Origin of the sequence: Eubacterium sp. AF34-35BH, assembly GCF_003477765.1 — a bacterium.
In the GTDB taxonomy this organism is placed as follows: domain Bacteria; phylum Bacillota; class Clostridia; order Lachnospirales; family Lachnospiraceae; genus Eubacterium_G.
This window is the reverse complement of record NZ_QUDZ01000003.1, coordinates 76,642-97,294: the sequence shown is the minus strand read 5'-3', so window position 1 is coordinate 97,294 and position 20,653 is coordinate 76,642. Positions and strand designations below refer to the sequence as shown.

Here is a 20,653-nt window from a genome sequence, read left to right as displayed (position 1 = left end):
AAAGTGAGGATGGAAATATGGGTAGAATAATGGGAAAACAAAGCATAGCTTTTGATAATCCACCATATATTTTGGAAGGTGCTTCCATTGTTGGACAAAAAGAAGGTGAAGGACCCATGGGAAAGTTATTTGACGTGGTAGAACAGGATCCAATGCTTGGTCAGGATACATGGGAAGATGCAGAGAGTCTTTTACAAAAAGAAGTAATACAGAAACTTCTTTTTAAGTCTAATTTAAGTAAGGAAGACATCAGATACATTTTTGCAGGGGATTTGTTAGGACAACTTATAGCTACTACATTTGGCATACTGGATTTTGAAATACCTTTCTTTGGTCTGTATGGTGCCTGTTCCACAATTGGTGAAGCGTTAAGTATTGCGGCAATAACGGTAGACGGTGAAAATGCAGAAAACGTAATTGCCATAGCTTCAAGTCATTTTGCAAGTGCAGAAAGACAGTTTAGATTTCCTCTTGCCTATGGAAATCAAAGACCTTATGCTGCAACCTGGACGGTAACCGGAGCTGGCGCAGTGGTGGTAAGTAAAAACAAAGGTTTTGCAAAAATCACAGGAATAACTACCGGCATAATTGTGGATTATGGTGTAAAAGATGCACAAAATATGGGGGCCTGTATGGCACCGGCAGCAGCAGATACCTTGTACAGACATTTTAAGGATTTCAACACCACACCTGAAGATTACGACAAAATAATAACCGGTGATTTAGGCATAGTTGGAAAGACAATTCTAATGGATTTATTAAGAGAAAAAGGATATGACATATCCAAAAAGCATATGGACTGTGGCGTGGAAATGTTTGATGGTAGTAGTCAGGACACACATGCAGGAGGAAGTGGCTGTGGTTGTGCTGCCACAATTCTAACATCATACATTTTTAAACAGTTAAAAAAGAAGGTCTGGAAAAAGATATTGTTTGTGCCTACAGGTGCTTTAATGTCTCCGGTAAGTTTTAATGAAGGAAACAGCGTTCCGGGAATTGCACATTTAGTACAAATAGAGGCAGATTAAAATGGCAATTAATATATACGTTTTAACTATAATCTCATCAGTAAATGAAATTGGTTAATAAGATGAATAAAATTAGATTAAATAAGATAAAAATAGAAGATCAAATAAGTACAGGTTAGTGACAATAAAAAGTATATAATAAATAAAATTTAATTAAATATAAGAAGGATTAGAAATGATATTTATAAAAAGTTTTTTGGTAGGTGGAATTATTTGTGCCATTGTGCAAATATTTATTGATAAAACAAAACTAACTCCTGGAAGAATTATGGTAGGTTTAGTTTCCTTGGGAGTAATTTTAGGGGCAATAGGAATTTATGAACCTTTTTCAAAGTGGGCAGGCTGTGGCGCAACAGTGCCATTACTGGGCTTTGGAAATAATCTGTGGAAGGGAATGAAAGAAGCCATAGAAGAATCTGGTTTTTTAGGATTGTTTAAAGGCGGTTTTACTTCCAGTGCAGTTGGAATTTCAGGGGCGTTAATTTTCGGATATTTAGCATCTTTGATTTTTAAACCCAAAATAAAATAAAAGGTGACAAAATAGTAAAAAATCATTAAAAAAATAGCAGATGAAATAGTGAAAAAATTAACAAAATAAAAGAAAAAGTTTGCGCATAAAAGTGAAAAATAAAGTACGCTTAAAAGTATTAAGTAATCGCTATAAAAATTCAGTCCACACTTAATAAAATAAAGCTCTAAAACAAAACACTTTACAATATTAAGTTTAATGTTTGAAATACTTGATAAAGTAAAGAAATTAATATATAATCCTCTTTAGTGTGTTAAAGTGTAAAAAAAAGTAATACACGAGATTAAGAAAAATATATTAAGGAGGGCTACAAATATGTCATATGTAGACGAGGTATTAGCTAAGGTTCATGAAAAGAACGCTAGCGAACCAGAATTTTTACAGGCAGTTGATGAAGTATTAGAATCACTTAGACCTGTAATCGAAAAGAACGAGGAAAAATTTAAGAGGGAAGCATTACTTGAAAGAATTTGCGAACCTGAAAGACAGATTAAGTTTAGAGTTCCTTGGGTTGATGATAATGGACAGGTACAGGTAAATACAGGATACAGAGTACAGTTTAACTCAGCTATTGGACCATATAAGGGTGGTTTAAGACTTCACCCATCAGTAAATCTTGGTATTATTAAATTCTTAGGATTTGAGCAGATTTTTAAGAACTCACTTACAGGACTTCCAATCGGTGGTGGTAAAGGTGGTTCTGACTTTGATCCTAAGGGAAAATCAGATAGAGAAGTTATGGCATTCTGCCAGAGCTTTATGACAGAACTTTGCAAATATATCGGAGCAGATACAGACGTACCAGCCGGAGATATTGGAACAGGTGCAAGAGAAATCGGATATATGTTTGGACAGTATAAGAGAATTCGTGGATTATATGAAGGTGTTCTTACAGGTAAGGGACTTACATACGGTGGTTCTTTAGCTAGAACAGAAGCTACAGGATACGGATTACTTTACTTAACACAGGAATTAATGAAAGATCATGGCGAAACAATGGAAGGCAAGACAGTAGTTGTATCAGGTGCTGGTAACGTTGCTATCTATGCTATTCAGAAAGCTCATCAGATGGGAGCTAAGGTTGTTACATGTTCTGATTCAACAGGATGGATTTATGATCCAGAAGGAATCGATGTAGATCTTCTTAAAGAAGTTAAGGAAGTTAAGAGAGCAAGACTTACAGAATATGCTGCAGCAAGACCTTCAGCTGAATATCATGAAGGACGTGGAGTATGGCAGATTAAGTGTGATATCGCTCTTCCATGTGCTACACAGAATGAATTACTTATTGATGATGCTAAGCAGTTAGTTGCAAACGGATGTAAAGCTGTTTGTGAAGGTGCTAATATGCCTACAACAATTGATGCAACAGAATACTTACAGGAAAACGGAGTTTGGTTCGTTGGTGGTAAGGCTGCTAATGCAGGTGGTGTTGCTACATCAGCTCTTGAAATGTCACAGAACTCGGAAAGACTTTCATGGACATTTGAAGAAGTTGACGCTAAATTACAGACAATCATGGTAAATATTTATCGTAACATCAGTGATGCTGCTAAGAGATACGGATTTGAAGGCAACTATGTAGTAGGTGCTAACATCGCCGGATTCGAAAAGGTTGCAGAAGCTATGGAAGCACAGGGTGTTTGCTAATTATTGTAATCAAATATGATAACATAAATAAAGGCGTGTTACTGTATGGTAGCACGTCTTTTGTTTTCAATTACAAGAAATGAAATACTTAAAAAGGAGAAAAGTGAATATGAAAAGAATAATAACATTGGCAACAATAGGAGTATTGTCTATTAATTTAATGGCATGTGGTAATGTAAAAGACAAAGCAAAAGGAACAGAAAACACAACGACGACAACAATAACGAAAAGCACAAAGGAAAATATAACTTTTAATCTTACAGAAAAAAGTGAACAAATATTAAAGGTGCTTAAAAATGAGAAAAAGTATTACAATGCTGAATTAAAGAGAGAATGTTACATTAAGGATTATAATTCAGATAATTATATGACTGTAAATTCAAAGGGCAAATATGAATACCAGAAAGAAAGTAATGCTGAAAAAATAAACATTCAATCCTGGTGTCAGGTGGATATGGATGCTGACGGAGAACAAGAGGTCATCTTACAAACAGGTACAGGAAACGAAATTGTATTAACTTATAAAGATGGAAAAGTGTACTCTTATGCATTCCCATTTAGAGGCATGAAGAATATAAAGACAGATGGGACTTTTGAAAGTTCAGGAAGTGCTTCAGATACATATATTGGCAGATTGAAATTTAATAATGGTGAGTGCTATTATAGTGAAATTTGTACAGCTGATAGCTCAAATGAAAAATCAGCTATTTATAGAATAAATAATAAGAAAACTACAAAAGAAAAAGTTGATAATTTCCTGAAAAAACAGAATAAAAAAGAGAATGTAATGTGGAATACGGAAAATCCAATTGCTAAACAATGAAACTAAACAATAAAACTGGAAAAAATCTTAAATATAGTTTAATAACAAGAGAGAAAGAGGGGAATATGGAACAAATAATAAGCATATACAATGAATTTCATGGCGATATTTTTATATTTGTAATTAGAGTTCTGATTGGAATCTTGCTTATATAATAAAAGGCTCTAGCCGTTTGGCTAGAGCCTTTTGTAGTGGGAATCTATTCTTCAGAAGTATTTTTCTTTGATGAATTACCTGAAGTTTTTGACTTTGTATCAGCTTTGGCTTTTACAGTTGGTTTGTTATTGTTTTCTTTTGTAGAACCTTTAGAATCTGGATTGCTTTTAGCCTTAGCTGTTGTTTTACTTCCTGATTTAGCAGTTGTCTGATTCTCACTGGCGTTTGTAGTAGTAGAACTGTAATATTTTTTCTTTGTGTAGTAATTATTGCTGTTACTGTATGATTTTGTGTAACTGTTTGAATGATAATTACATTTTGCCGGTTCACTACCTTTTTTGTAATATTCAACATGAGTTTCAGGACAAACACCGTCAATGGCAACTTTTCCTGAAGAATCGCATATATCGTATGCTTTTACATTTTTTCCCTGTTTAAAGTTTGTCTTTTTGTATTTTTTTACTTTATCAATTTTGCTAACAATCTTTGACCACATTCTTTCATGGAATGCCTGATCACCTGATAATGACTTATTTTCATCATATCCTGTCCATATTGAGGCTGTAAGATATGGTGTGTAACCACAGAACCATAAGTCATATTCACTTGAAGTAGTACCTGTTTTTCCAGCTACAGGCATGTCGTCGTCAAGCTGGCAGGCTGTACCTGTACCGGAAGTAACAACGCTTTCCATTGCTTCTGTTAAAAGAACCGCTGTAGATTCTTTTAAAACTGTGTGAGTAGTAGGAGTAGTTCTGTCAAGAAGAACACGTCCGTTTTCGTCAATTACCTGTGAATAAAAAGCAGGTTGTGTATATGTTCCTAAGTTAGCAATGGTTGCGTAAGCGGCAGTCATTTCTAAGTTAGTAACACCATCTGTAATACCGCCTAAAGCTAAAGGCTGATGTATATCAGATGTAACTGAACCATCTTTTTCAACACGATTATCAACAAGAGTTGTTATTCCAAAATTACATAAGTAATCGTAACCAAGTTGTGGTGTAATTGCTGTAATTGTTTTTACTGCACATACATTCATTGAGTCGGCGATGGCTTTCTTAACAGTTACTGTTCCACGATAACCACTGTACCAGTTATTAACTGAACGACCATTTGAATATCTATATGGCTCATCAACAATAGTAGTTGAAAGAGTATAGCCCATTGTGTCAATTGCAGGTGCATAAGCAGCTAATACCTTAAAAGTAGAACCCGGCTGACGGGTTGAATCCGTTGCTCTGTTAAGAGAAAGGTTTACATTTTTCTTTCCACGTCCACCAACAATGGCTTTAACATAGCCTGTATTCTGATCCATTACTGTAAATGAAACCTGAGGTTGTGGATTATAGTACAATGTTTCAGCCTGAATGTAGCCTAATTTTTTCTTTACACCTTTTTTGTAATACTTTTGTTTTAAATGTTTCTTGTAAGCGTCAACTTCAGCCTTGGCTGATTCTTTTGATGAAAAGATTAACTGATAATTGCTTTCGCCTAAAACTTTTCTGTGGTAGGTACTAATATCACTTTCATCATAATTATCAACTGTTCCGTCAGGATTTTGAACTGTCCATGCCCAGTTAATTGAGTAATAAATTGAGTATGGATAATTTGCATCATTAGATGTTTCTTCGTCACAAATCTTCTGAATGTCACTATCCTGTGTTGAGTAAATTTTTAATCCGCCACTGTACACTGCGTTGTAAGCCTGAGTGTATGAGTAGCCTTTGATGGACTGTAAATCAGCCATAACCTGATTAATAACTTCATCTACAAAATATGAATTAATTGAATTACTGTTTTTTTCAATTTTGTTATTAACCTTCTGAATTCTTGAGTAAACATCATCTTTTAAAGCTTGTTTATATTCCTTCTTTGTAATATGACCTGCGGCTTTCATGTTCTTAAGAATCTTTTTACGTCTTTTAGCATTATGCTTAGGATTCAAAATCGGATCATAGTAAGAAGGATTCTGTGTAATAGAAGCAATTACTGCTGATTCAGAAATTGTTAATTTCTTTGCCTTCTTATTAAAATATCTTCTTGAGGCTGCCTCAACTCCTAAAGTATTAGAACCTAAGTTAATAGTATTTAGGTATGTTTCTAATATTTTGTCTTTTGATGTGACTTTTTCTAATTGAACTGCAAGATACTGTTCCTGAATCTTTCGTTTAAAAGAAGCAAGGAAAGAACTTTCATTTGTCCAGTTAGTAAAGACATTATTCTTCAAAACCTGCTGAGTTAAGGTACTGGCACCTTCTGACGGATTCATTGTTGTAAGTGCAATGAAAGCAGCTCGACCGATACCCTGTACATCAATACCGTTGTGTTCGTAGAAACGAGAGTCCTCAGTATCAATAAAAGCCCATTTCAAATGATCAGGAACCTGATCCAGACTTATCTTGATTCTGTTCGAACCAGATGTTACAAGGGTACTGATTTTTTTATTATTAGAATCATAAACAGTAGTAGCTGATGCCGAAGGCGTGATGGAAATATCATCTACCGATGGGGCACTTTTGATAATTCCATGTAAAAGTCCTAAGCCCAGAAATCCTACTGTAATAATAAGGAGAACTAAAAGATAAAGAAATACTTTTAATACTCCAACTAATGATTTTGAAACCACTTTTCTTTGTACAGAAACTAAATCTTTTTGTTTGTCAATGGTCTCTCTGTATCCAAAATTCATAGAAAACCTCCTATTCCGTTCAATTATATCAAAAGACATACATTAAATAAAGGGGAAGTTTGTCGCCAAAAATCGAATGCAAATATTAGTTTTTATGATAAAAAAGATTTGCAATATTTGTCAGTGTGGATATGGAGAAAAAAGTATGTTAAAATGGCAGAGATAAATTTTAGTTAAAGTAAAAGGAAAAGGTACATTAATGGAAGAATTTTACATGGTCGACGGTCCGGCTCAGGGAGAAATCGTAGAGAAAAAATCAAGGTTTATTGCCAATGTTTTTCCCGTTGATTCTGAGGAACAGGCATTAGAAATAGTAGAGAAAACTAAGAAACAGTATTGGGATGCAAGGCATAACTGTTTCGCTTTTGTAATAGGAAAGAACAATGAAGTGCAGAGATTCAGTGATGATGGAGAGCCCCAGGGAACAGCAGGTAAACCGATTTTGGAAGTGCTGACAAAAGGTAATATCCATAACACCCTTATAATTGTTACAAGATATTTTGGTGGTACATTGCTTGGCACAGGTGGGCTTGTAAGAGCGTACGGTCAAAGCTCTAAGGCAGCAATAGAAAACAGCCGGCTTTTGAGAGTTTGCGAAGGTGTTAGTTTCTCAGTTGAGTGTGATTACAATAGCATTGGAAAAATAAAATATATAATTGCACAAATGAATATAGAAGCAAAAGAAGAGTACGGCGCAAATGTTAAATTAGATATTGAAATGCCAAAAGAAAATTTTGAAAAATTTAAAAGTCAGGTGGTAGAGGCTACTAACGGACAGGCGGTATTTAGCAGAGTTGATGATATTGAATATAAGCAAAAATGTACTGATTAACTTCACTATATAAATACAAAATAGAAATAATGGAAAAAACGCTAGTTGTAAACGTAATAAAATACAAATAAATCCGTTATGATAGGAAAAGATTGAAAAAAATTAAGTTTGTGATAAGATAGATAAGGTTATGCCTATGTGCAGATTAGTGAAAGTGAGTTTTTAAATTACTTTTGAAAAAGTATATAACGTAGGTTTATTATAGAAACTAACAATTAACGCATATTATAAAAAGCAGATTAATAAATACAAATAAGGAGATAAAAGATGATTAGAGAAGATGTTAGAAACATTGCCATTATTGCCCATGTAGACCATGGTAAAACAACTTTAGTAGATGAACTTTTAAAGCAAAGTGGTGTTTTTAGAGAAAATCAGGAAGTTGCTGAAAGAGTAATGGATTCAAATGATATTGAAAGAGAAAGAGGTATTACAATTCTTTCTAAGAATACAGCAGTAACTTATAAGAATACAAAGATTAACATTATTGATACACCGGGCCATGCTGATTTTGGTGGAGAAGTAGAACGTGTTCTTAAAATGGTAAATGGTGTTGTTTTAGTTGTTGATGCTTTTGAAGGTGCAATGCCTCAGACAAGATTCGTTTTAAAGAAAGCATTAGAATTAAGCTTACCTGTTATTGTATGTATCAACAAGATTGACAGACCGGAAGCAAGACCTAACGAAGTAATTGATGAAGTATTAGAGTTATTTATCGACTTAGATGCTAACGAAGATCAGCTTGAATGTCCTTTTGTATTTGCATCAGCAAAGCAGGGATTTGCCAAATTAAAAATGGAAGATCCTGATGTAGACATGAAGCCTTTATTTGAAACAATTATTGATTATATACCTGCTCCAGAAGGTGATCCTGAAGCAGATACACAGGTTCTTATTAGTACAATTGACTACAACGATTATGTAGGTAGAATCGGTGTTGGTAAGGTTGATAATGGTACAATCAAAGTAAATCAGGATGTAGTTTTAGCAAACTATCATGATCCTGAAAACACAAAGAGAGTAAAAATCAGCAAACTTTATGAATTTGAAGGATTAAATAAAGTAGAAGTTAATGAAGCAACAGTTGGTTCAATTGTAGCTATTTCAGGTATTGCGGATATTAGTATTGGGGATACAATCTGCTCAATCGAAAATCCAAAGCCAATACCATTCCAGAAGATTTCTGACCCAACAATTTCTATGCAGTTTATGGTAAATGACAGTCCACTAGCAGGTCAGGAAGGTAAGTTTGTTACATCTCGTCATTTAAGAGACAGACTTATGAGAGAATTAAACACTGATGTTTCTTTAAGAGTTGAAGAAACAGATGAGAAGAATTCATTTAAAGTATCAGGTCGTGGAGAACTTCATTTATCTGTACTCATTGAAAACATGAGACGTGAAGGTTACGAATTTGCAGTAAGTAAAGCAGAAGTAATTTACAAGGAAGATGAACGAGGCAAGAAGTTAGAGCCAATGGAAATTTGTTACATTGATGTACCTGAAGAATTCTCAGGAGCAATTATTGAAAAATTAAGTAACAGAAAAGGTGAATTACAGGGAATGGCACCAACAGGTGACGGATTTACAAGACTTGAATTCTCAATTCCATCAAGAGGTCTTATTGGATACAGAGGTCAGTTTATGACTGACACAAAGGGTAACGGTATCATGAACGCAATGTTCGATGAATACGGTCCTTATAAGGGAGAAATCCAGTACAGAAAACAGGGTTCACTTATTGCTTTTGAAGCAGGTGAAGCGATTACTTACGGCTTATTTAATGCTCAGGAGCGTGGTACATTATTTATAGGACCTGGCGAAAAAGTATATTCAGGTATGATTGTAGGTCAGACAGGTAGAGCTGAAGACATCGAAGTAAATGTTTGTAAGACAAAGCATTTATCAAACACAAGAACATCAAGTTCTGATGAAGCTTTAAGATTAGTGCCTAAGAAGGAATTAAGTCTTGAGCAGGCATTAGAGTATATTGATACAGATGAATTACTTGAAATTACACCTGAAAGCCTAAGAATTAGAAAGAAAATATTAGATCCAACATTAAGAAAGAGAGCTAATATTAGAAAACAGAATCAGTAATATTTGATTTTTATCAGGTATGTGGAAAGCATAAAATCGTGTGTGAGTTTTAATCGCACACGATTTTTGCGTTATTATTGAAAATTAATTGCACAAAAAAGTTATTTTTGACACATTCTTAAAAATAAAATCAATTACTAAATTCCTAAAGTAAAATGTAAGAGTAGCATTTAGCTGACAATATTTTAATATTTACCGGAGGAAGAATAGTAATGAATTATGAGAAGTTTGTAAAGGAAGTTAAAAGAGGGGTTGAAGACATTGTTGAAAAGGAATTAGGTGAGGGAGTAGTTGTAGTACGAAATGTTTTAAAGAACAACAATGTTAGAAGAAAAGCCATTAGTATTGTAAGGAAAGAAGAGGTGGCTACACCTACGATATATTTAAGAAATTATTTTGTAGATTTTAAGCATGGAAGAGACATGACAAATATATGTACTGAGATTTTTAATATGTATTTATATAGTATGGATAGCTTTAATGCAGATATAGATTTAAGAGACATAGCAGATTTTGAGAAAGTAAAGACCATGATACATTATAAGTTGATTAATTATGAAATGAACAAAGAATTATTAAACAAAGTACCTTATTTAAAATTTTTAGATTTGGCAATTGTATTTTATATAATGGTTTCGGAAGATGGGGAAGGTCAGGCAACTGCATTAATTCATAAGGAACATTTGGAAGGATGGGGAATTTCCAGAAAAGAACTTAGGGATATTGCGTTCAAAAATACATGGGACAAATTCCCTGTTGTAGTTACACCAATGGAAGATATTATTTCAGATATGATATTAAAAGATATATTAGGAGATGAAGACTGGGTGGAAGATGAGTTTGGAAGTAATTATGGAAATGGATATGGAGACGAATTTGGAGAAAGTTTTGAAGGTGATGATGGCGAAATAATAAGTGAAGATACGATGTACGGCGATTACACTTACGGAGAACTTAAGACTTTAGTAAGAGAAGAAGTTAATAATATGAAAATAGAAGATGTTAATATGTATGTTATGACCAATACTATGAAATTAAATGGTGCAACCTGCATTACATATCCACATGCAATAGAGAAATTTGCCAGTGAACATGATAGTGATGTATACATTATTCCAAGTTCGATACATGAAGTGATTTTGATTCCAGATATTAGTTGCTCAAGAGAGTATATTGATGAAATGATAAGGGACGTTAATCGAAGACAGTTAGATCCGGTAGATGTATTATCAGACCATGTTTATATGTATAGAAGAGATATTGGTGAGATAGAATAAAATGCATCTGGCCAGAATCGAACTGGCATTATCGCCTCCGGAGGGCGACGTTCTATCCATTAGACTACAGATGCATAGCCTTTATTTTACATTAGAATTAAGAAGGGTTCAATACCTGCTAAGTTGAATTTTAGTTTTATTTTTGATATTATGAGAGAAATTGTTGAATAAAGGAGATGTGAAACGTGGATAATCCAAAGGATTTCGAAGAAGATGAAAATAAATTATCCAAGGAAGAGCTTGATGCACTTCTAGAGGAAGTAGAAAACGATAGCAGACAGGTAGTAAGAAGAGAACAACCTGTAAAAAAGAAAAATATTAGATTTGATATGATAATTGCAGCAGTTATAGCATTTGTTATTGTAGTTGGAGGTGTTTTATTAGTAAGACATTTTGTTGTTAATACTCCATCAAAGGCAGAGAAAGCTGTAGCTGAGAATCCACTACAGGACGATAAGTATCCTGAAATAACTGACGTTGTAAAAAATTATCTCAATGCTTTTTTAATTGAAGATGACGCAAAGAGAGCTGAGATAATCGCACAGTATGTTGGAAACTTATATGACATTAACAGCGTGAAGCAAAGAACTTATGTATCGGAATATAGTGATGTTGAATGTTACACAAAGAAAGGTCCTTATGATGACACGTATGTAGTTTATGCATATTATCAGATGGGACTTAAGAATATTGACACAACAGTTCCTGCAATTAGCAGATTATATGTTGTTAGGGATAAGAAAACAGGAAATGTTTATATTCAAAATGATAGTGGTGATGATATTCAAAAATACATGAATAAAGTTACAAAAGATTCTGATGTTCAGGATTTATTAAAAGATGTTCAGGAAGAATTTGAAAGTGTTAAGGCATCAGATCCTAAGGTTAAGGCTTATTATGATGCTATTAATGCTAAAGCAAATGAAAAGAAAAATGAGACTACTACAGGAACTTCAAACAATAAGAATGAAACAACTGCATCTCATACATCTAACAATGCAACAACAAAAGCATCTGTGACAACACAGGCACCTACTACAAAGGTGAATAGTACAACAAAGCCACAGACAACAGCTTCAAAAAATAACAAAAACAAATAGAAATTAGTAGGTCAAATAAATGGAAAACGTATGTTATATAGTTGGTGCCGGAGATAACTCCGGTACCAATTTTACTAAAAAAGAAAATGATTTTGTAATAGCGGCAGATGGCGGTTTTGAGAAAATACACCAACTTGGAATAGAACCTGATTTGGTAATAGGTGATTTTGACTCTTTAGGATATGTTCCTGTTGGTGGCAATGTGGAAAAGCACAAAGTAATGAAAAACGAAACAGATATGATGATTTGTGTTAAGACAGCATTGCACAAAGGCTTTAATAACATTGTGATTTTCGGAGGAACCGGTGGAAGGATAGACCATACTTTTGCCAATATACAAACACTTTTATATGCATCACAATTAGGAGCCAACATTAAGATGGTTGATGGTAATAACACATATACAGTTGTTTCAGATGGTTCGATTTCAATAACAGGAAAAGAAAAAAATATATTTTCGGTTTTTGCGATAAACGGAGTTGCTCATAATGTTACAATAAAAAATGCATTATATAATATAGAAAACTATAAACTTGAGGAAAACAGACCTTTAGGGGTAAGCAATCAGTTTGTAAATGCAAATCCTGTTATATCAGTTGGAAAAGGAAGTCTTCTAATTGTATATTAAACTAATCAGATATGTATACAATACTTTGCCAACTTGACAAAAAATGTTAAAGAATATAGAATAAATAATGAAAAATATGTCGCTAGGGGTGCCGGATGGCTGAGAGATGTATGTCGACCCTCACTACTTGATATGGTTAGTACCATCGTAAGGAAGCATTTAGTTATGTATAGGTTCTCTGGTGATATTATATTCTAAGGAGGACTTTTTTTATGGAAAAAACAAAGAAAACAGGAACATTGGTAGAATGTTCAGTTTTGATTGCTATGGCTTTTGTGTTAAGCTTTATTAAGATTATCGACATGCCATACGGTGGAGCAGTAACAGCGGCAAGTATGTTGCCTATTATAATTGCAGGTTACAGGAATGGATTAAAATGGGGACTTATTACAAGTTTTACATATAGTATTTTGCAATTATTAACAGGTCTATCAAATGTTTCTTATGCTACATCAACAACAGCTATGATTGCCATAATTCTTTTAGATTACATTGTGGCTTTTACAGTGCTTGGTTTACTTGGTGTTGTTAAGAAAAATAAACATCAGACAGGTGCCTTAGTTTTAGGAACATTGATTGTTTGTTTATTAAGATATTTATGTCATTTTATTACAGGTTGTACAGTATGGGCAGGTGTATCAATTCCAACAGCTGATGGAGCATTATATTCTTTAGTATACAATGGAGCATACATGATTCCTGAAACTGTAGTTACAGTATATGTTATGGCGCTTGTTTCAAATTCAATTGATTTAAGAGCAGCAAAACCTGTAACAAGAGAAAAGTCAAAGAACATTATGGCTGTTTTAAATGGCGTATTAGTATGTGGTATAGCAATAATTGTTGACTTCCTAATTATATTTAGACAAATCCAGACAGAAGACGGATTTAAGATAACACTTATCGCAAATACAAACTGGATGTTAGTAGGTGTGATTTTATTAGTAGGTGTTATTGTTGGTGGCTTAACTTATGTAATTACTAAATTAGTAGTTTCAAAAAAGAAAACTGTTTTGCCTAGAAGAGAAAATTAATAAATCAGAAACAAACCTTGAAAGAAAATAAAGCTGATTAATAAGCAAATTAATTACTAAAGCGAATTAATTACCAAAACTAATTAATTGCAAAAACGAATAATTAATCATGCTGAAAAATAAATAATAATATTTATAGATATGTATTTGTGTGAATGTAAAATATAAATAAGGGTATTAGAAATAAATTAAACTATAAACTATTAGAGGGAGAGTACATGTTCTATAAATTTGTTAGCTGAAGCTGTAACAAAATTGTTGCAGCTTCTTTTTAGCATTTTGTAGCTGAAGTTTCATTTGTTTTAGTTTGAGTTAAAGTTTTATTGCTTTATATATTAGTTAAGGTTTTTGATAATATACAGCTTCTCTTATCTTATTTTTGTTGACGTTGTTTCTAGTATCATTTATCATTATTAAGATGTATAATTTAGAAGGATTTATTTAGAATAATTTAAGTTAAAAATACTAAAATAAGGTATGTATATGGATAATAAAAGATTAAAAGAACAGAAAAGTAATACAGAAGAAATAAGATTAAATAAATTTTTAAGTGATGCAGGTTTTTGCTCAAGAAGACAGGCTGACAGATTAATAGAAGAAGGGCATGTTAAGGTAAACAACGAAACTGCTTTGATGGGGCAGAAAGTAAATTTGTTAGACAAAGTTACTGTTGATGGAAAAGAAGTTTCAAGAGAAGAAGAACAGATTGTTATAGCTTTTAATAAGCCTGTTGGAGTAGAATGTACAACTGACAAAAATAATCCCGATAATATTGTTGATTATATTAACTATAGGAAGAGAATTTATCCTATTGGAAGATTGGACAAGAATTCTCAAGGGTTAATATTGTTAACGAATGACGGGGCGTTGGTTAATAACATTTTAAAAGCTTCCAATTATCATGAAAAGGAATATGTTGTAACTGTTGATAAACCCATTACAGAGGAGTTTATCAAACAAATGTCCAAAGGAGTAAAAATATTAGATCAGGTTACAAGACCTTGCGTTGTTAAAAAAGTTAATAAACATACATTTAATATTATTTTAACTCAGGGCTTAAATAGACAAATTAGAAGAATGTGCGAAACTCTTGGCTTTAAAGTTCAGAAATTAAAAAGAGTCAGAATTATGGGAGTGCATTTGGATAATTTACCAATTGGAAATTATAGAAACTTAACAAATAGTGAATTAGATTCATTAAAGAAAAATTAAAGCGGTTTATCAAAATATGTAAGTGAGGGGTAGATTTAAAGTGGATAAAAAAGAAAGAATCAAAGAGTTAGTAGATATATTAAATAAGGCGAGTAAAGCATACTATCAGGATGCAAAGGAAATAATGAGCAACTTTGAATATGATGCTTTATATGATGAATTAGTACAGTTAGAAAAAGATACAGGAATTGTTTTGGCGAACAGCCCCACTGTTAATGTAGGCTATGAGGTTGTAAGTGAACTTCCTAAAGAACAGCATGAAAGTCCAATGTTATCTTTGGACAAAACTAAGGAAGTAAGTGTGCTGGCTGATTTCGCGGGAGACAAAAAATCATTATTGTCTTGGAAACTTGATGGCCTTACAGTGGTTTTAACATACCAGCAGGGAAAACTTTTTAAGGCTGTTACAAGAGGTAATGGTGAAATTGGTGAAGTTATAACAAATAATGCAAAAACATTCAAAAACATTCCTTTAAGCATTCCTTATGAGGGAAGACTGGTGTTACGTGGAGAAGCCATTATAAAATATTCTGATTTTGAAAAAATCAACAGGGAAATTGAGGATGCTCAGGCAAAATATAAGAACCCAAGAAATTTATGCTCAGGTTCCGTAAGACAATTAAACAGTGAAATTACTGCTAAAAGAAATGTAAACTTTATAGCTTTTGCCTTGATTAGTGCAGAAAATGTTGATTTTAAAAATTCAATTGAGCAGCAATACTTATGGCTTGAACAACAGGGATTTGAAGTTGTTGAAAGAAAAGAAGTAACATCTTCAAATATGGAAGAAACTGTAAAATATTTTGCAGAAAAAATCAAAGAATACGATTATCCTTCAGATGGTTTGGTTTTAATGTATGATGATATTGAATATGGTTTATCTTTAGGTAGAACTGCGAAGTTCCCAAGAAACGGAATTGCTTTTAAATGGGAAGATGAACAGGCTGAGACAACTTTAGAATATATCGAATGGAGTCCAAGCAGAACAGGTTTGATTAATCCTGTTGCAGTTTTTAAACCGGTAGAACTTGAAGGGACTACAGTTACAAGAGCAAGTGTTCACAATATCAGCATAATGGAGGAACTTAAATTAGGAGATGGGGATACAATTAAAGTGTACAAGGCTAATATGATTATCCCTCAAATTTCCGAAAACGTAACTAAATCAGGCAAGTGCGTTATACCTGAAATTTGCCCGGCATGTGGAGAAAGAACAGAAATAAAAAATGACAACGGAGTAAAAACTTTATATTGTCCGAACAAACAATGCCCCGCAAAGCATGTTAAATTATATTCATTATTTGTTTCAAGAAATGCAATGAACATAGATGGATTATCAGAGGAAACTTTAGAGAAATTTATCGATGCAGGATACATTCACGAATTTGCGGATATATTTAATTTAAGCAGATATCAGAAAGAAATTGTGGAAACACCTGGATTTGGCCAAAAGTCTTACGACAATTTAATTGATTCCTTAAACAAGGCAAGAGAGGTAGAATTACATGCTCTTTTATATAGCCTGGGAATTCCGAATATCGGTGTGGCAAATGCCAAGCTTATTTGCAAATACTTTAATAATGATATTGAAAAAATCACACATGCTACAGCAGAAGAGTTAGTTAAAATAGATGGCATTGGTGACAAGATGGCTGTTAAATTTGTGGAGTATTTTTCTGATAAAGAAAATATTAAAAAGTTTAACAACTTATTAAATGAATTAACAATTATAAAAGAAGAAAACAACGAAGAACAAAACATGGCAGGTCTTAACTTTGTGGTTACAGGAAGTGTGGAAAGGTTTGCCAATCGTAATGAAGTAAAAGATTATATCGAAAAAAGAGGTGGCAAGGTTACAGGCTCAGTAACTTCAAAAACTAATTATTTAATTAATAATGATTTACTATCAAATTCTTCTAAAAACAAAAAAGCCAAAGAACTGGGTATAGAAATCATTAATGAAGAACAGTTTTTAGAGCGTTGGAAATAAAAAAATAATATCTTAAGTATACACAGAAAAGCAGTTGACAATACAACTGCTTTTTATTTATAATTGGATTGTATTACACCAAGTAGTACAAATGAAAAAGAAAGGGGTAAGGAATGCTTACTGTAAATTTCAGTTCCAGAACACCGGTATATCAGCAGCTATACGATGATGTAATAAGACTGGTATCTTTAGGTGTTTTGAAAAGTGATACAAAATTACCACCGGTTAGAATTTTGGCTACAGAATTGGGAATTAATCCAAATACTGTTCAGAAGGCTTACAAAATGCTTGAAAAAGATGGATATATATATTCTACAGTAGGAAGAGGAAGTTTTGTTTCTAACAAGTTAGATCAAAACCAGGCAGAAAAAATCCAGGCGAAAAATGATTTGAAAGAATCAATAGATAAAGCATATAAAAAGGGGATTACCAAGGATGAAATGATTGAGTTGGTAGATGAAATTACAAGCGGAGGAAGAGTGAATGATTGAAATAAAAAATCTCACAAAAAGATTTGAAAAAACAGTCGCAATAAATAATTTAAACTGCGAAATATCAGAGGGAATGATATTCGGTTTGGCAGGTAGCAATGGCAGTGGAAAAAGTACATTACTTAGAACATTGTCTGGAGTTTATGAACCTAATCAGGGACAGGTTATAATTGACGGTCAGAATGCCTTTGATAACCATGTTATAAAAGAAAGATGTGCATACATTGCTGACTATCCGTATTTCTTTAATGATAGTACAGTTGATAAAATGGCAGACTTGTACAGAAGAATGTATTCAAACTGGAGCGAGGAACGTTATTTGAAATTATGTTCAATGTTTCCAATTGCAACAAACAAAAAAATTGTAAACATGAGTAAAGGTATGCAACGTCAGGCGTCTGTTATTTTGGCGTTTGCAACAAATCCTAAATATTTATTTTTAGATGAAATTTTTGACGGCCTTGATCCTGTAATAAGAAATACATTGAAAACATTGATAATTGAGGATGTAACAGACAGAGAGATGACATGTATTATAGCATCTCATAATCTTAGAGAAATAGATGATATTTGTGACAAAATCGTACTTTTACATAAAGGTACATTGGTAACTAATGAAGAGACCGATGAACTAAAAAGCCAGATGCATAAAATACAGCTTGCTTTTAATAAGTCAATTGACAGAAAAGTGTTTAGACAAATTGGGGCTGACATAATGAGGCAGGTTGGAAATTATTATGTACTTATGGTAAAGGGAGATATTGAGGAAATCATGAAAGAATTAAATGAATTGGAACCTGCATTTATTGAGGTTATGCCTTCTACATTAGAAGAAGTATTTATAAGCAAAATGGAGGGGGTAGGATATGGCAAGTAATATACCGACAGCTTTCAGTCAAAGGAAGAAAGCTTTAAACTTATTTAGATGGACTAACAAAAGATACAGAGGCATATTAATTGCATATATTCTTTTATTATCAGTATCATCTCCTTTAATGGAACTTATTATTAAATTAAAAAACAGAAACATAGAAGAAGTTGCAAATGCGGCACCGGTGCTTATTGGAACAACATTTACATTAGTGGCAATGATTTTTTCTACAGTCTTTGCCTTTGTGTCATTTTCATACATACATAATAAAAGATGTGTGGATATGTTTGGTAGCTTTCCTGTAGATAGGGCGACAATGTTATTTACAAGATTGTTTTCTGTAATATTCCAGACAGTTATACCAATATTTATAGTTGGCTTAATTAGTGCAATGATGACTTTTGACTTGGATGGATTTTTGCACGTGTCAAGAAATGTATTGTTTGTTGCAATTGCTGTTGTAGGCAACGTGGCATTTATTTCAGTAGTTTCACTTTGCTGTGGAACAGTTGTGGATACAGTTGTAAGTTATATAGCCATAAACGGAATTTATCCGGTATGCATTTTGATTTGCTACCTGTTCCCAAATTCAATACTTCCGGGATACAGCGTAAAGTCAATGAATAACTACGAAATTTACACATTTTTAAGTCCTTTCCTTGCACCGTTTGCAGGGGCTTTCGGAAAACACAATCTGCTCTATGTATTATGGTGGGTAGGTTTTAGTGTAGCATTACTTATTGCAAGTTACTATCTCGTTAAGAAAAGAAAAGTTGAAGTTGCACAGAACTCATCAATTTATATAGGACTTGAGCAGACTATAAAAGTATTTGCCGGTTTTGCAGTTGGTTTCTGTTTCGGCTGGATACTTGTTGCTATTTCTGGAAAAGAATCAACAGGGTTACAGTTTATATGGTTTACTGTTGGAATTTTAATTGGCACAATTGCAACAGTTATAATACTCCATTTAATTTATAACAGAAGTCTGGCTGACATTAGAAAAAGTGTTTTAGTAATAGGAATCGATATAGTTTTTGTATTAATTTTTTTGATTTCAATTGCCAGAGGCGGTTTAGGATTTGACAAGAGAATACCTAATGAAAAAGATGTAGAGGCAGTTGCAGTTTCAATGGACAGCAGTTCAAGCTTCATTGTAAACGGCGTTAATATTAGTGAGTATTATATTAAGGATAAGAACGCAATTGAGGCAACTTTAAATGCACATAGAGCTGTTGTTAAACAGGTACTTGAAGATAAGAGTATAATATATCCTATTTACGGAAGTAAAGATGTAACATTCGCAGAAGAAGGCGTGGATGAAATAACAAAGGATTATTATAGATTAAACATTTCATATAAGCTGAAAAATGGTTCTTATATAAACAGAACTTATGATGGATGTTTTTATGGGGATGAGTTTGACAGATTGTCAAAAATCGTTAAGAAACAAAATAATATAGTTGGTAATCTTATGAAAATACCTGCTTCCTATCTGTCGTATGTTGAGATAACTGACACTGTTAATGACAGAAGTACAGGCTTAGATGAATTTACTGAAAAAGGAAAGAAGGAAATTTACGAAGAGCTGAGAAATGCAGCAAAGAAAGATTACGACCAAATGGGTGAAAAATTCTTTAGCACAAAGAATATGAAATGGCAGTTGGCATTATCATTTATAGAAGACACTTATAATGGTGACGATAATCAAATATACGTAACACTCAACATTAGTAAGAAACATAAAAACTTATATAAATTCTTAATAGATAATGGATATGAAAATATTGAATTAATTAACTTAAAACAGGAAATGCATAGTGGTCAGGACAATAATTATGGCACAATGACCGGAAAAGAACAACGCACTGTTTATTTTAAAGTTCCAAAGTATTGGAACAATACTAAAGAGATAAGAGCCTTTTTATACGACAGTGATAAATTTGATTTTTACACAACATCTTTTAGTGTTAAAGAATCAAAATGTGAGAGAGTTAAGGGAAATCTTTGGAAATATACATATTCTTTAGGTAGTAACATGGAAACAGGCACTTTAGATAAGGTGTTTGATAAAATTATGTTCTGTCAGGTAGAAGAGAATGGCGTACAGACTACAGGATGTGTAACATTACCTAAAAATAGGGAAAAGAAATGCCTGAAATTAAAAAACGGTAAGTTTGGTCTTAATGGTGATGGCATTAGAGATTCTTTATATAACTATAAGTGGGAAAAATTAAAGTAGTCTT

16 protein-coding genes, 1 tRNA gene and 1 riboswitch are annotated in these 20,653 nt (G+C 33.0%); of the genes, 15 read left to right on the top strand and 2 right to left on the bottom strand.

Annotated elements, in window-relative coordinates:
• Positions 1-17: 17 nt before the first annotated feature.
• From spoVAD to DWZ69_RS04085, 4 genes are all read left to right on the top strand, one after another.
• Entirely contained in the window at positions 18-1,028 is a 1,011-nt protein-coding gene (gene spoVAD / locus DWZ69_RS04100; protein WP_117998916.1) for a stage V sporulation protein AD, read from the top strand.
• A 175-nt stretch (positions 1,029-1,203) separates the two neighbouring features.
• On the top strand, positions 1,204-1,557 hold the full coding sequence (gene spoVAE, locus DWZ69_RS04095) for a stage V sporulation protein AE (RefSeq protein ID WP_117998917.1): 354 nt from the start codon (positions 1,204-1,206) through the stop codon (positions 1,555-1,557).
• Between the two features lie 315 nt (positions 1,558-1,872).
• Positions 1,873-3,207 carry an NADP-specific glutamate dehydrogenase gene (gdhA, locus tag DWZ69_RS04090; RefSeq protein ID WP_118436229.1) on the top strand — a complete coding sequence of 445 codons (1,335 nt, stop codon included), beginning with the start codon at positions 1,873-1,875 and terminating at the stop codon, positions 3,205-3,207.
• Between the two features lie 109 nt (positions 3,208-3,316).
• Positions 3,317-4,030 (top strand): hypothetical protein, encoded by a 714-nt coding sequence (locus tag DWZ69_RS04085; protein ID WP_117998919.1) that lies wholly within the window; start codon positions 3,317-3,319, stop codon positions 4,028-4,030.
• A gap of 199 nt (positions 4,031-4,229) precedes the next feature.
• Here DWZ69_RS04085 and DWZ69_RS04080 read toward each other — a convergent pair whose 3' ends face one another.
• A complete protein-coding gene (locus DWZ69_RS04080) occupies positions 4,230-6,875 on the bottom strand; it encodes a transglycosylase domain-containing protein (protein WP_158561048.1) in 2,646 nt (881 codons plus the stop codon).
• 199 nt (positions 6,876-7,074) lie between these two features.
• Between DWZ69_RS04080 and DWZ69_RS04075 the strand changes: the two genes are divergently transcribed.
• From DWZ69_RS04075 to DWZ69_RS04065, 3 genes are all read left to right on the top strand, one after another.
• Positions 7,075-7,707: a YigZ family protein gene (locus tag DWZ69_RS04075; RefSeq protein WP_117998921.1), complete on the top strand. Its 633-nt coding sequence runs from the start codon at positions 7,075-7,077 to the stop codon at positions 7,705-7,707.
• A 267-nt stretch (positions 7,708-7,974) separates the two neighbouring features.
• Positions 7,975-9,807: a translational GTPase TypA gene (gene typA, locus DWZ69_RS04070; RefSeq protein ID WP_117998922.1), complete on the top strand. Its 1,833-nt coding sequence runs from the start codon at positions 7,975-7,977 to the stop codon at positions 9,805-9,807.
• Between the two features lie 212 nt (positions 9,808-10,019).
• Entirely contained in the window at positions 10,020-11,084 is a 1,065-nt protein-coding gene (locus DWZ69_RS04065) for a DUF5688 family protein (protein WP_117998923.1), read from the top strand.
• Between the two features lie 2 nt (positions 11,085-11,086).
• Here the strand turns inward: DWZ69_RS04065 and DWZ69_RS04060 are convergent.
• A tRNA-Arg gene (locus DWZ69_RS04060) sits at positions 11,087-11,158 on the bottom strand.
• Positions 11,159-11,269: 111 nt separating this feature from the next.
• Between DWZ69_RS04060 and DWZ69_RS04055 the strand changes: the two genes are divergently transcribed.
• The 8 genes from DWZ69_RS04055 (at position 11,270) to DWZ69_RS04020 (ending at position 20,649) form a co-directional block, all read left to right on the top strand.
• A complete protein-coding gene (locus DWZ69_RS04055; RefSeq protein WP_117998924.1) occupies positions 11,270-12,184 on the top strand; it encodes a hypothetical protein in 915 nt (304 codons plus the stop codon).
• A gap of 19 nt (positions 12,185-12,203) precedes the next feature.
• Entirely contained in the window at positions 12,204-12,812 is a 609-nt protein-coding gene (locus tag DWZ69_RS04050; protein ID WP_117998925.1) for a thiamine diphosphokinase, read from the top strand.
• 74 nt (positions 12,813-12,886) lie between these two features.
• Positions 12,887-12,983, top strand: a riboswitch (TPP riboswitch).
• 41 nt (positions 12,984-13,024) lie between these two features.
• Positions 13,025-13,846, top strand: coding sequence for an energy-coupled thiamine transporter ThiT (locus DWZ69_RS04045; RefSeq protein WP_117998926.1), 822 nt, complete (start codon positions 13,025-13,027; stop codon positions 13,844-13,846).
• 483 nt (positions 13,847-14,329) lie between these two features.
• Complete coding sequence (locus DWZ69_RS04040; RefSeq protein ID WP_117998927.1) at positions 14,330-15,058, top strand: pseudouridine synthase; 729 nt, start codon at positions 14,330-14,332, stop codon at positions 15,056-15,058.
• Between the two features lie 40 nt (positions 15,059-15,098).
• On the top strand, positions 15,099-17,048 hold the full coding sequence (gene ligA, locus DWZ69_RS04035) for an NAD-dependent DNA ligase LigA (RefSeq protein WP_117998928.1): 1,950 nt from the start codon (positions 15,099-15,101) through the stop codon (positions 17,046-17,048).
• Between the two features lie 113 nt (positions 17,049-17,161).
• Positions 17,162-17,539: a GntR family transcriptional regulator gene (locus tag DWZ69_RS04030; RefSeq protein WP_022165362.1), complete on the top strand. Its 378-nt coding sequence runs from the start codon at positions 17,162-17,164 to the stop codon at positions 17,537-17,539.
• On the top strand, positions 17,532-18,416 hold the full coding sequence (locus DWZ69_RS04025; RefSeq protein WP_117998929.1) for an ABC transporter ATP-binding protein: 885 nt from the start codon (positions 17,532-17,534) through the stop codon (positions 18,414-18,416). The genes DWZ69_RS04030 and DWZ69_RS04025 overlap by 8 nt, the downstream gene beginning before the upstream one ends.
• Entirely contained in the window at positions 18,406-20,649 is a 2,244-nt protein-coding gene (locus DWZ69_RS04020; RefSeq protein WP_117998930.1) for an ABC transporter permease, read from the top strand. Before DWZ69_RS04025 ends, DWZ69_RS04020 begins: the two co-directional genes overlap by 11 nt.
• The last annotated feature ends 4 nt before the right edge of the window (positions 20,650-20,653 follow it).

Bases quoted from the DNA above. Each gene is read 5' to 3' on its own strand.
- spoVAD (WP_117998916.1), top strand. From the start codon at position 18: ATGGGTAGAATAATGGGAAAACAAAGCATAGCTTTTGATAATCCACCA.
- DWZ69_RS04075 (WP_117998921.1), top strand. From the start codon at position 7,075: ATGGAAGAATTTTACATGGTCGACGGTCCGGCTCAGGGAGAAATCGTA.
- DWZ69_RS04065 (WP_117998923.1), top strand. From the start codon at position 10,020: ATGAATTATGAGAAGTTTGTAAAGGAAGTTAAAAGAGGGGTTGAAGAC.
- DWZ69_RS04080 (WP_158561048.1), bottom strand. From the start codon at position 6,875: ATGAATTTTGGATACAGAGAGACCATTGACAAACAAAAAGATTTAGTT.
- DWZ69_RS04085 (WP_117998919.1), top strand. From the start codon at position 3,317: ATGAAAAGAATAATAACATTGGCAACAATAGGAGTATTGTCTATTAAT.
- gdhA (WP_118436229.1), top strand. From the start codon at position 1,873: ATGTCATATGTAGACGAGGTATTAGCTAAGGTTCATGAAAAGAACGCT.
- DWZ69_RS04040 (WP_117998927.1), top strand. From the start codon at position 14,330: ATGGATAATAAAAGATTAAAAGAACAGAAAAGTAATACAGAAGAAATA.
- spoVAE (WP_117998917.1), top strand. From the start codon at position 1,204: ATGATATTTATAAAAAGTTTTTTGGTAGGTGGAATTATTTGTGCCATT.
- DWZ69_RS04025 (WP_117998929.1), top strand. From the start codon at position 17,532: ATGATTGAAATAAAAAATCTCACAAAAAGATTTGAAAAAACAGTCGCA.
- DWZ69_RS04050 (WP_117998925.1), top strand. From the start codon at position 12,204: ATGGAAAACGTATGTTATATAGTTGGTGCCGGAGATAACTCCGGTACC.
- DWZ69_RS04020 (WP_117998930.1), top strand. From the start codon at position 18,406: ATGGCAAGTAATATACCGACAGCTTTCAGTCAAAGGAAGAAAGCTTTA.
- DWZ69_RS04045 (WP_117998926.1), top strand. From the start codon at position 13,025: ATGGAAAAAACAAAGAAAACAGGAACATTGGTAGAATGTTCAGTTTTG.
- typA (WP_117998922.1), top strand. From the start codon at position 7,975: ATGATTAGAGAAGATGTTAGAAACATTGCCATTATTGCCCATGTAGAC.
- DWZ69_RS04030 (WP_022165362.1), top strand. From the start codon at position 17,162: ATGCTTACTGTAAATTTCAGTTCCAGAACACCGGTATATCAGCAGCTA.